The organism is Flavobacterium sp. GW821-FHT12A05, from assembly GCF_058807735.1.
Map to the genome: position 1 here is coordinate 439,765 of NZ_JBXAQY010000002.1, position 12,833 is coordinate 452,597.

General features: G+C 35.4%; 9 protein-coding genes. 2 read left to right on the top strand and 7 right to left on the bottom strand.

Annotation, left to right across the window (positions count from 1 at the left end):
- Positions 1-4: 4 nt before the first annotated feature.
- The 3 genes from ruvA to AC1RRQ_RS05295 all read right to left on the bottom strand — a co-directional run bounded on the left by ruvA (position 5) and on the right by AC1RRQ_RS05295 (position 3,540).
- Positions 5-586, bottom strand: coding sequence for a Holliday junction branch migration protein RuvA (gene ruvA / locus AC1RRQ_RS05285; RefSeq protein WP_493021981.1), 582 nt, complete (start codon positions 584-586; stop codon positions 5-7).
- Positions 587-666: 80 nt separating this feature from the next.
- A complete protein-coding gene (locus AC1RRQ_RS05290) occupies positions 667-2,958 on the bottom strand; it encodes an NADP-dependent malic enzyme (RefSeq protein ID WP_493021982.1) in 2,292 nt (763 codons plus the stop codon).
- A 156-nt stretch (positions 2,959-3,114) separates the two neighbouring features.
- Positions 3,115-3,540, bottom strand: a complete 426-nt coding sequence (locus tag AC1RRQ_RS05295; protein ID WP_493021983.1) for a CBS domain-containing protein — start codon at positions 3,538-3,540, stop codon at positions 3,115-3,117.
- Positions 3,541-3,841: 301 nt separating this feature from the next.
- Between AC1RRQ_RS05295 and AC1RRQ_RS05300 the strand changes: the two genes are divergently transcribed.
- Positions 3,842-4,150 carry a DUF3892 domain-containing protein gene (locus AC1RRQ_RS05300; protein WP_493021984.1) on the top strand — a complete coding sequence of 103 codons (309 nt, stop codon included), beginning with the start codon at positions 3,842-3,844 and terminating at the stop codon, positions 4,148-4,150.
- Between the two features lie 95 nt (positions 4,151-4,245).
- Here AC1RRQ_RS05300 and AC1RRQ_RS05305 read toward each other — a convergent pair whose 3' ends face one another.
- Positions 4,246-4,461 (bottom strand): helix-turn-helix domain-containing protein, encoded by a 216-nt coding sequence (locus AC1RRQ_RS05305; RefSeq protein ID WP_493021985.1) that lies wholly within the window; start codon positions 4,459-4,461, stop codon positions 4,246-4,248.
- Between the two features lie 116 nt (positions 4,462-4,577).
- Here AC1RRQ_RS05305 and AC1RRQ_RS05310 point away from each other — a divergent pair, with 116 nt between their 5' ends.
- Complete coding sequence (locus tag AC1RRQ_RS05310) at positions 4,578-4,901, top strand: hypothetical protein (RefSeq protein ID WP_493021986.1); 324 nt, start codon at positions 4,578-4,580, stop codon at positions 4,899-4,901.
- 344 nt (positions 4,902-5,245) lie between these two features.
- Here the strand turns inward: AC1RRQ_RS05310 and AC1RRQ_RS05315 are convergent, their stop codons facing one another.
- From AC1RRQ_RS05315 to AC1RRQ_RS05325, 3 genes are all read right to left on the bottom strand, one after another.
- Positions 5,246-7,246, bottom strand: coding sequence for an OmpA family protein (locus AC1RRQ_RS05315; RefSeq protein WP_493021987.1), 2,001 nt, complete (start codon positions 7,244-7,246; stop codon positions 5,246-5,248).
- Positions 7,247-7,257: 11 nt separating this feature from the next.
- Positions 7,258-8,175 carry a PorP/SprF family type IX secretion system membrane protein gene (locus tag AC1RRQ_RS05320; RefSeq protein ID WP_493021988.1) on the bottom strand — a complete coding sequence of 306 codons (918 nt, stop codon included), beginning with the start codon at positions 8,173-8,175 and terminating at the stop codon, positions 7,258-7,260.
- 50 nt (positions 8,176-8,225) lie between these two features.
- On the bottom strand, positions 8,226-12,833 hold a 4,608-nt coding region (locus AC1RRQ_RS05325; RefSeq protein WP_493021989.1), incomplete at its 5' end, for a T9SS type B sorting domain-containing protein.

A 12,833-nucleotide genomic window follows, 5' to 3' on the forward strand; every position in this document is an offset into this window, starting at 1 on the left:
GATTTTATAAGCTTTTTAGAGCCTTCTTAATGATCGTTTCTACAGTAGCATCCGGATCTTCTTTAACGATCTTTTCTACTACTTTTTCAGAAGTTTTTCTCACAAATCCTAAAACTTCCAAAGCAGATAACGCTTCATCTCGATTTGTATTGTTTTGAACTACCGAAACTTCATCTAAATCGTACAACTTTAACACTTTTTCCTTCAAATCAAGTATTACACGTTGTGCTGTTTTGTTTCCAATTCCTTTTATAGACTGGATAATTCCCACGTCTCCAGAGGCGATTGCATTGATAATTTGTCTTGGTTCTATCGAAGAAAGCATTGTTCGTGCAATACCGGCTCCAATTCCTGAAACAGACAACAGCATTCTAAATATCTCTCGTTCAGATTTTTCTGCAAAACCGTATAAAGTATGCGCATCTTCTTTAATTTGAAGATGCGTATACAATTTTATAAAATCAGCATTAGGAATTAATGAAAAGGTATGTAAAGATATATTTACATGGTAACCTACTCCACCGCAATCAATTACAACTTCTGTAGGATTCTTTTCAACCAATTTTCCCTGCAAGTGTGCTATCATAGTATAATTTAATAAGAATCAAATATAATAAAAATGCAATAAAATTAAGACAATTTTATTTGATCCTTATTTTTATTGGACTACTGCGCTAATTTGTTCTTCTTACTTTCCTTTTCCTGAGCGTCGATGACCGCGATTGCTGCCATGTTTACCATCTCTTCAACGCTTGCTCCTAATTGAAAAATGTGAACTGGTTTATTCATTCCCATCATAATTGGACCAATAGAAGCTGATTTATTCAATTCTTTCATCAACTTATACGTAATATTTGCTGACTCTAAGTTAGGGAATATCAGTGTATTTACTTTCTTTCCTGCTAATTTAGAGAAAGGGAATTTCTCTTTAAGCATTTCAGAATTTAAAGCAAAATCTGCCTGAATTTCACCATCTACGACCATCTCAGGGTGATTTTTATGTAAATAAGCTACTGCTTCTCTTACTTTTGATGCATTTTGATGTGTTGATGACCCAAAGTTTGAATAAGAAACCATTGCTATTACAGGCTCAATTCCGAACATTTTGGCTGTTTTAGCTGTCATAAGTGCAATGTTCACTAAATCTTGCGATGATGGATTGATGTTTATAGCTGTATCTGATAAAAACATTGGCCCGCGAGAAGTTAACATCATGTTTGCAGTTGCAACAAGTGAAGCTCCAGGTGCTTTTTCGATTAACTGAAGCATTGGTTTTACAACACTTGGATAACTTCTAGAGTAACCTGTAACTACAGCATCTGCTTCGCCTTCGTTTACCATCATGGCTGCGAAATAGTTTCTTTCGCGCATAAATTTCTGAGCATCAAGCAATGAAACACCTCTGCGCTCTCTTGTCTCCCAGTATGAATTTGCAAATCTGTTACGTCTTGCTTCTTCTTCGTTTGTTTTAGGGTCAATGATTTCTAGTTCAGCATCAAAACCTAATTCGGTTTTTAGATCTAAAATAGTTTCTCTGTTTCCTAATAAAACCGGAATACCAATTCCGTCTTCGTGTACAATTTGTGCTGCTTTTAATACATTTAATTGATCTGCCTCAGCAAAAACAACTTTTTTAGGGTCTAATTTAGCACGGTTTGTAAGTAAACGTACCATTTTGTTATCATTACCCATACGTTCGCGAAGCTTATCTTCATAAGCAGCCCAGTCTGTAATAGGATTTTTTGCTACTCCAGATTCCATTGCTGCTTTTGCAACAGCCGGCGCAACAACTGTAATCAATCTAGGATCGAATGGTTTAGGAATGATATATTCCTGACCGAAACCTAATTTCATTGCTCCGTAAGCTACGTTAACTTGTTCCGGAACTGGTTCTTTTGCTAAAATAGCCAAAGCTTTAACAGCCGCCATTTTCATAGCTTCGTTAATTTTTGTCGCTCTTACGTCTAATGCTCCTCTAAAAATATATGGAAAACCAAGAACGTTGTTTACCTGATTAGGAAAGTCAGAACGGCCTGTAGCCATAATAACGTCTTTACGGGTTTCTACAGCTAAATTATAATCGATTTCCGGATTTGGATTTGCCATTGCAAAAACAATCGGGTTTTCTTTCATTGTCAACAACATTTCTGCTGATAAAATATCTCCAGAAGATAATCCGATGAAAACATCAGCGCCTTTTACAGCTTCTGCTAATTCAATTTTAGGACCGTCAATTGCATATTTTAATTGCAGTTCTGATAATGAAGTATTGTCTTTAGTTAAAAGTCCTTTACTGTTAAACATTAAAACATTTTCGACTTTTACTCCTAATAAAACATATAAATCTGTACAAGCAATTGCTGCAGATCCTGCACCAGAAACTACTACTTTTACATCTTCTGCTTTTTTTCCTGCTAATTCAAGCGCGTTGATTAAAGCTGCAGAAGAAATAATTGCGGTTCCGTGCTGATCGTCGTGCATTACCGGAATATCTAATTCTTCTATTAATCTTCTTTCGATTTCAAAAGATTCCGGTGCTTTGATATCTTCAAGATTAATACCTCCAAAAGTTGGAGCAATATTTTTTACAGTCTGAATAAATTCTTCAACATTTTTTGTATCAACTTCGATATCAAAAACGTCAATATCCGAGAATATTTTAAACAACAAACCTTTTCCTTCCATTACAGGTTTTCCTGCTTCCGGCCCTATGTCTCCCAGACCTAAAACAGCTGTACCGTTTGAAATTACGGCAACTAAATTTCCTTTTGCAGTATATTTATAAACATCTTCAATGTTTTCTGCAATTGCTAAACAAGGCTCAGCAACTCCCGGCGAATAAGCCAGCGATAAGTCTCTCTGGGTTGCATATTTTTTTGTTGGAACTACCTGAATTTTTCCTGGAGTTGGCTCTGAGTGATACAGTAACGCCTCTCTTTTTTTACTCTCTTTGTTCATTATTTTTAGCTTTTATTCTAGCTTACAAAGATATAAGTCTTAGTTTAAAATGGGGTTATTTTACTGCTTTCTTTTGTTAAAATATCAAAATGGGTGAATCAAAAAAAATAGCCCGATTTGATACGGACTATTTCAAAAAGTATTTTATAGAAGTATTTACTGTGAGATGTAAGAGTTTAAGTGATGAATGGTGTCTTTTTGAATTTCGATAATTGCCTTAACCACATCGCTGATAGAAATGATTCCTACGACGATTCCGTCTTCTAAAACCGGCAGGTGTCTTATTCTTTTTGAACTCATAAGTTCCATACAATCTTCAATATTATTGGAGAGCTTTACCGAAAAAACGTTGCTTTCCATAATTTCATGCACAAATGTTTCTTTAGAGGATTTGTCTTTTAAAACAATTTTTCGAGCATAATCCCTTTCAGACAAAATTCCTTTTAAATCGGTTCCGTCTATGACAAGAATAGCGCCTATGTTTTTTTCGCCCATTACTTTTAGAGCTTCGTAAACGGTTGTTGTTGAACGTACCGAAAAAACATTTTTCCCCTTTGCGTTTAGTATTTGATCTACAGTCATATCTGAAAAATTTTAGTTTTATAAAGTTAGAAAAAAATGAATATAAAAAACAACGAAATCGATTTTTTAAAACCTTAAAGCACTCATTTTAAACATAATAACACAAAACTCAATTTTAAAAAATTTTACCTTAAAAAAATGAATGAATTTTAAGACTTTTTTACGAAAAACGCAGTGCTTGTGATGGTTTTTCTTTTACTCCTCTCATTTTAAATAAAATAAAAAAACGAGTATATATACTTGGTTATTTTCATGATTGAAACAATACATTGCTACATTATTAATATTTAATTTATTTATTATGGCAGAATACAAAATTTCTGGAATTTGGAAGACAGGCAACGCTATAACACATTATGCAATGCACAAAGTTAATGAAGACTCAATATCAAGAGCAAAAAAAGTAAGCAAAAAAGATGCAATCGAATTATTAGAAAAACCTGAGAATACAGCTATTACATGGATTTGGAATTATAAAAGAAACTTTTGGGATGATGGTCAAATTGTAGAAGTTGTCGATGCCGATGAAAAATATCTGAAAACTAATCCCGACAGTAAAGAAACAAACAATCTCGCACATTTAATTGATTATGATTGGATTTTCAGTTAATTCAAAAAGCTATTTATTTGTAAAAATCGAAAGCCTTTTTCAAATTTAGAAAAAGGTTTTTTAGTTTTTCTTTTATTCTTATTCTGTTTCAATTATTAGAAATCCATCAACTCCTTCATCGAAATCTCTAAACCTTTTGATATAGCAAGCAAATAAAGATATGTAGGATTAAATTCGCCAGCTTCAGCCTTATGTATAGACTGTTGATCTTTGAATATCAGTAATCCTAGTTGAGCTTGTGATAATCCTTTAGCTAACCTAAGCTCTTTAATCCTAGTTCCTAAACGCTTTAAATCTTCTGGCTTATCCACTTTCTTTTAATTTCAGACAATTTGCGTTTTCTATTTATTCTTTTTAACATACTATAGTATGTTATTTAAACTTTTTCGTACATTTGATTTTTACCTAAAAAACACAAAATACTATCATGGAAACCAATGAAATTAAAAAATTAGCATACCTAAAAAAATTAGCTGACAGATATCTCAGCACTTTAAAACCTATTGATGCGACTTTAGAAACGAATGCTGCTCAAATTAAACTTGTAAACTATTATGAACTTGGCTGTGTAATAACTAATATGTTAAAAATGTGCATTTTGGCATTAGATCAAGAAGCTCATAATAATCAATCTATTAATGTGTCTTTAATTTTAGAAAAAGTATTGGAAATGTTTCCTTTAGATGAACTTGAATTTTTAAGCGAAATCAGGGATATGTTTATTTCAAATTCAAATGTTATGGCCGAATAATATGTCACCCCGATGGGGCTCTTTTTCTTATTCTGATTTGTTTCTATAAATATTACGTCCCGATGGGACTTTGGACTTCAGGAGCGCTCTTTTTTATACAAATCTCTATCATAAATATTTTGTCCCGATGGGGCTTTCGACTTTATGAGCGCTCTTTTTTATACAAATCTCTGTCATAAATATTTTGTCACAATGGGACTTTGGGCTCCAGCGGAGCACAATATTTATAGAGATATAAACCACAATTTTTAAAGCTCCGTAGGAGCGACATATTATTTACGCTTTAAAATATTAAAAAAGACTTTCTGAAATAAATTCCTAGAAAGCCTTTTTGTTTAATCAAGTTACAAACTTGTAATTATAAATTCGCTGCGTCTGTTTTGCTGATGTTCTTTTTCGGTACATTTTACACCATCGGCACATTTATTTACTAATTGTGTTTCTCCGTATCCTTTTGCTGTTAATCTATTGGCATTAATTCCTTTGCTTACCAGCCAATTCTTTGTTGATTCTGCTCTTTTATCTGATAAAATCTGATTACTTTCTGAAGAGGAACGGCTGTCTGTATGCGAACGAATATCGACTTTAATTGTTGGATATTGGTTTAACATATCGACCAATTTTTGCAATTGCGACTCAGATGTTTTTTTGATTGTTGCTTTTCCTAAATCAAAAAAGTTCATCGGGATGTTTAATAATTTTCCTAAATCAGTTCCTATGTTAATCGTAACCTTAACTGGTTTAATCTTATTATTTGCTTTTATTACAACCGGAATTGCGGTTATTGGTTTCGGTTTCTTTTCTAAAGCGATTGGGAGTGAAACTGAACCTGTTGCTTTTTTGAGCGTTATAGAAACTTCTTTAAACAAATAATCTTCTTTTGATGTTTTGATGAAATATTTTTTACCGCATCTTACATTCGAAAAAACATAATTTCCATTGGCATCTGATTTTGTTTCAACGGCTTTCCCTGCTTCATCAAATAAAATCAGTGCAACATTTGAAAGTATTTCGTTTGTTTCCTGATCTGTAATTGTTCCAGATATTTGCTGTTCGCAGATTAATCTTCGGTTTTCTGTAAATCGGTATACATCGTCAAGTCCGTGGCCGTTTACTCTGTTTGAAGAGAAAAAACCATTTCTGTTTTTGCTGTTAATGATAAAAGCAAAATCGTCTTGTTTACTATTGATAGTTTCTCCAACATTTAGGACTTCATCAAAAGAACCGTCTTTATTAATTTTTGAAACATAAATATCAAGTCCGCCTAAACCTGGTCTTCCGTCGCTGGCAAAGTAAAGTTCATTTTCATCTGAAATAAAAGGAAAAGTTTCTCTGCCTTCGGTATTAATTTCCGGCCCTAAATTTTCTGGTTTCCCAAAAGTTCCGTCGGCTTCTATACTTACTTTAAAGATATCCGAAAGTCCAAACGTTCCGGGCATATCCGATGCAAAATACAAGGTTTTCTCGTCTACACTCAATGCCGGATGCGCTACGCTGTATTCGTCGCTGTTGAAAGGAAGTTCCTGAACTTCTTTCCATTCGTTATTGATTAAAACTGCTTTGTATAGTTTTAAGAATGTAATTTTATTTTCGTTCTGTCTTCTTTTTCCATCTACAGAATTGTTTCTGGTGAAATACATTGTTTTCCCATCTTTTGTAAAAACGGGTGTCGATTGGTTGAAGTTTACTTTTAAATTGGCTTTGTGAAACAACATTGGTTTTCCGATGCTTCCGTCAGGATTTAAATCGACTGCATATAAAGTCGAAATGGCTTTGTTTGTCCATTTAAAATTCTTTTTTATTACGGAACCTGTATCTCTGGCAGAGGTAAATACTAGTTTATTGTTTAAAATTGTACTTCCGTAATCTGAATCTTTTGAGTTAATTCCGGCATCTGCGATATCAAATCGGCCTGAATTTTCTTTGATATCTTCCAGATAATTTCTGTTTTTTAGGAATAAACTTGCTCTTTTATCTGATGGTGCTTTTTGACTGAATTTTTCGAGAATTTCATCTGCTTTAGCATAACTTCCTTCCCATTTTAAGCATTGGGCATATTTGTACATATACTCGGCTTCCTGATTTTCATTTAGGATGAATAATTCCTGATAGTACTTTAGGGCTTCTTGTAATTCTCCTATAAAATAATAGGAATTGGCAAGTCTTTGAAATACTTTTTCGTCTCTAACTCCTTTTTCAACTAAAGTTTCATAAGCTTTTACAGCATCCGCGTAAGCGTAACTATCGTATTTTTTATCTGCATTTTTTATACTGGCTGTTTGTGCATTTGCCATGAAAAAAAAGCAAAAGAACAAAAGGGAATAAACTAGGTTTTTAATTTTCATATTTAAATCAATTAAAAGAATCTTGGTGAGGTTAGTTTGCTGTAGTTATTGAAAAAGTCAAAACGAAGGAAAATTTCATGTGATCCTGAATTGTATTTTCTTAACTGAGTGGTTTCGTGATCGTAGCCGTATCCTATATACATTCCTTTTGTAACCTGAAAACCTGCCATTGCACTTACAGAGGCACTCCAGCGATAGGCAAGCCCAAGAACAAACTTATCATTAAACATAAAATTACCCGAAACATCTACCTGCAAAGGTGCTCCTTCGACCATTTTGGTTAACAAGGCTGGTTTGAATTTTACATATTCTAAACGATCTAAATTAAAGACATAACCTGCTATAAAATAGTAGTTTATTTTGTCTTTGAAAATAGCGGTATCGCCGTTTTTATCTCCGTAGCGATTGGTTTCGATGAAGTTTGGAACCGATAATCCTAAATAAGCACGATCTGAATGCCAGTAAACTCCAGCTCCAATATTTGGTGTAAACTTGTTTCTAATATCCTGAAACATTTCGTCGTTTTGATCTTCGTAACTTAATTTATTCATATCCAGATTAAAAAGATTTGCCGACGCTTTAATACCGAATGAAAGCTTAAACGATTCTGAAGTTGGTACACTATACGATAAATCTGCAGATAAGGTGTTTTCATTCGTTGGCCCGATTTTATCGTTTACCAACGAAACTCCTAATCCTAAATTACTGTTGTTTAAAGGTGTATTTACAGAAAAAGTACTGGTTTCCGGAGCTCCGTCAAGACCAACCCATTGTGCACGGTATAAACCAAAAACGCTCAACACACCGCGAGATCCTGCATAAGCGGGGTTGATCTCGATTGTGTTATACATATATTGTGTGAATTGAGCGTCTTGCTGCGCTGAACACACAATGGTAAAAAACATAAAAATTAAACCTAATTTTTTCATTTATTAAGATTTTAAAAACGGCTTAGCCTGCGATAAGCCGTTTGTATTTTTTATTTACTGATATATAAATAACCTGATGTTTCGTGAGGGTTCGAGTCGCTGTCTTTGTATTTCAGAATATAGAAATAAGTTCCTGCCGGAAGCCCTTCAGATTGTTTTAGCGTTGTACGACCGTATGAATATCCTCTAAAGGCTCTGTCTTCATTATTATATCCGTTTACATCAAAAACCAGAATTCCCCAACGGTTGTAAATCTCTACGGTATTGTCAGGATAACATTCTAACCCCTGAATATAGAATCGTTCGTTTTTCTGATCTCCGTTTGGAGAAAGCGAATTGAAAACTTTGATTTTACATCCGTTTAAGTCTAATACTGTTGGTTTATCTCCATCTGTATTTTCATAATCGGAAGCATCTTCTACCACAACTCCTCTTGCACTTTTCCCCTGAACTGTTGCCTGATTGGTTACTTTTCCGGAATTAATATCTGCTTGTGTTATTTTATACTGAGCCAAAAAGTTAGTATCGTTAGATTCTCCAACGTTTAAATCTAAAGCTTGTCCTGACATTTTAAGTCCAGGCAGAAGATCTGTAATTGTGATTCCAGTTAACGGTACATTTCCTGTATTAGTAACTTTAAATTTATATGTGATGGTTTCTCCTGCATTTGCAACGTCGTTATTGTTTTCGTCATTAAACACTGCTGTTTTAACAAGTGCAATAGCCGGAACTTCTACAAATACATGCAATGTCGCCGTGCTGCAATTTGTTGGGTTTGCTTTTTCGCAAACCTGATACACTATTGTATACGTTTTTCCTGGTGTATTTGGTTTAACATTTACAGTTCCGTCAGCATTAAATTCAAAATTCGAATCGCCAGATTGATTTGTAATGATAACATCTGCTGGGTTAATTGGCAGTCCTTTTAGTAAATCGTTGTCTAAAACATTGACAAATTCAAGCGAGCCATTTATACCGTCAACGGCTACAAGAGCATCATCTTTTAAAACAAGATTCCCCAACGGATCAATTGGACTAACCGAGTTCGATACCACAACTTTTACAATTGCCTGACTGCAGTTTGATGGGTTTGCAGCATCGCATATTTGATAAGTCAATTGATACGTTCCTGATGGAGTTCCTGCTTTTACACTTATTGCCCCATTAGCATTTAAAACTAAATTGGCATTTGGAATAACTGTGGTTAAAATGACATCTGCCGGATTAACTTTTACTCCGTTTAGTTTATCATTATCAAATATGTTGGTTCCTGTGTTAGTTCCTTTACTTGTATCTACTGGCCCTGCAGTATCGTCTTTGGCTGCAATTACAAAAGTTGGTCTTGCATTACATTGTGGTGATGCAGGCGGATAATTTACAACAATACTTGCAGTTGGATTTACTGAGAATTCCATCTTAACGCTAGTTTTTGTGTTTTCAAATCCATCAGCCCCTTCTATCCATTGATCGTTAACAAATAACCATCCTGGCCAGCCTATTCCATTTCCGTTACCATCTATTACTGCTCCCGGCCATAAAATAGTACCGCTTAACGGAAGATTGGTTTGAGTTGCCACAACATTATTTGCGCTGTCAATCCATTTAATCGTTAACAAGTTTGTTGGTGTGAAGTTATCTGCCACAACATTGTAAGATACGTAAGGAACGTTGTTAGAGCAATAACTATCTGCTTTAACAGTTATCGTTGGTTCTTCAACCGTAACTTCTATCGTTGCTGAACTGCAATTTGATGGATTTAATATTTCACAAATCTGATAAGTCAATTCGTAAGTTCCTCTTGGTGCATTTGCTCCCAGTGTAACTGTTCCGTCAGGATTTAAGGTTAAATATCCTTTTGGATCCGGAGTTACTACCGAAAGTTTAACATCACTTGGTACAACTGGTAAACCGTTATTGGTATCATTAGCAAAAACATTTACAACTGTTCTCGGCTGATTTATTCCAACAATTGACGGAATTGAATCTGGATTTGCTATTAATTTCCCTCCTGTAACTTCAACCGTACTTTTTGCTGTATCGCAGTTTGCTGGATTGGTTACTTCGCAGATGCTGTATTCGATTTCGTAAGTTCCAATTGGTGTATTAGCCGGAACTGTTACTCGTCCGTCTGATTCTAATACAAATCCTGCTGGAAGATTTACTTTTGTTAAAATAACTTGCCCCGGATTTGTTCCTACAACCGCTTGAACTCCGTTTAATTTATCGTTTACAATTACTGAATCTGTTGTTTTTCCGCCTGTGCTTCCGTTTACTGAACCTAAGCTTTCTGCAACAGCATCGATTGCTGGTGCTCCTACCGTAACTTCTACTTTATTTGAAGAACAGTTCGCTGGGTTTAAAATCTCGCAGATTTCATACGTTAATTCGTAGTTTCCTGCCGGAGCATTTGCACCTAAAAGGGCGTTTCCGTTTGCATCGATTGTTAAGTATCCTTTTGGATCTGTTCCAGGAGTCAGTTTTACATCTGACGGATCTAGTTTAGCGCCGTTTTTTGTATCATTATCAAAAACATTGATAAGCGTTTGAGAAGTATTTCCTCCAACAACTGATCCTGCTGCATCTAAATTAGCAACTAAATCTGAAGCTGTTACCACAACTGTTGATATTGCTGTTGAACAATTTCCTGCATTATTATTATCGCAGATCGTATATTCTACATCGTAGTTTCCTGCTTTTACGCCCGCACTTACTGTTACAGTTCCGTCTGTTGTATTTACTGTAAGTCCTGCCGGAGCAGTTGCTGTAAGTGTAACCTGTCCAGGATTTGATCCGATAACGGCTTGGATGTTATTTAATTTATCTGAAGCAATAAGCGATGTTGTTTTTCCACCGATTGTACCATTAATTGGACCCAAGTTTTCTTTTACTGCAAGGATTGCCGGAGCGGTTACGGTAACTTCTACTTTATTTGAAGAACAGTTCGTAGGGTTTAAAATCTCACAGATTTCATACGTTAATTCATAGTTTCCTGCCGGAGCATTTGCACCTAAAACTGCATTTCCGTTTGCATCAATTGCTAAATATCCTTTTGGATCTGTTCCAGGAGTCAGTTTTACATCTGACGGATCTAGTTTAGCTCCGTTTTTGGTATCGTTGTCAAAAACATTGATAAGCGTTTGAGATGTATTTCCTCCAACAACTGATCCTGCTGCATCTAAATTAGCTACTAAATCTGAAGCTGTTACTACAACTGTTGAAGTTGCTGTTGAACAGTTTGTTCCTAGATTGTTATTATCGCAGATTGTATACTCTACATCGTAATTTCCTGCTTTTACTCCCGCACTTACTGTTATAGTTCCGTCTGTTGTATTTACTGTAAGTCCTGTTGGAGCTGTTGCTGTAAGTGTAACTTGCCCAGGATTTGTTCCGATAACTGCCTGAACTCCATTTAATTTATCTGAAGCAATTAGCGAAGTTGTTTTTCCGCCGATTGTTCCATTAATTGGGCCTAAGTTTTCTTTTACTGCAAGGATTGCCGGAGCGGTTACTGTAACTTCTACTTTATTTGAAGAACAGTTCGCTGGGTTTAAGATCTCGCAGATTTCATACGTTAATTCGTAGTTTCCTGCCGGAGCATTTGCACCTAAAACTGCATTTCCGTTTGCATCAATTGCTAAATATCCTTTTGGATCTGTTCCAGGAGTCAGTTTTACATCTGACGGATCTAGTTTAGCTCCGTTTTTGGTATCGTTGTCAAAAACATTGATAAGCGTTTGAGATGTATTTCCTCCAACAACTGATCCTGCTGCATCTAAATTAGCTACTAAATCTGAAGCTGTTACTACAACTGTTGAAGTTGCTGTTGAACAGTTTGTTCCTAGATTGTTATTATCGCAGATTGTATACTCTACATCGTAATTTCCTGCTTTTACTCCCGCACTTACTGTTATAGTTCCGTCTGTTGTATTTACTGTAAGTCCTGTTGGAGCTGTTGCTGTAAGTGTAACTTGCCCAGGATTTGTTCCGATAACTGCCTGAACTCCATTTAATTTATCTGAAGCAATTAGCGAAGTTGTTTTTCCGCCTATAGTTCCGTTAATTGGGCCTAAAGTTTCTTTTACTGCAAGGATTGCCGGAGCGGTTACGGTAACTTCTACTTTATTTGAAGAACAGTTCGCTGGGTTTAAAATCTCGCAGATTTCATACGTTAACTCGTAGTTTCCTGCCGGAGCATTAGCCCCTAAAACGGCGTTTCCGTTTGCATCGATTGTTAAATATCCTTTTGGATCTGTTCCAGGAGTCAGTTTTACATCTGACGGATCTAGTTTAGCTCCGTTTTTTGTATCATTATCAAAAACATTGATTAGCGTTTGAGATGTATTTCCTCCAACAACTGATCCTGCTGCATCTAAATTAGCAACTAAATCTGAAGCTGTTACCACAACTGTTGAAGTTGCTGTTGAACAGTTTGTTCCAAGATTGTTATTATCGCAGATCGTATATTCTACATCGTAGTTTCCTGCTTTTACCCCTGCACTTACCGTTACAGTTCCGTCTGTTGTATTTACTGTAAGTCCTGCTGGAGCAGTTGCTGTTAAAGTAACCTGTCCCGGATTTGATCCGATTACGGCTTGAACTCCGTTTAGTTTATCTGATGCAATAAGCGATGTTGTTGTACCGCCGATTGTTCCGTTAAT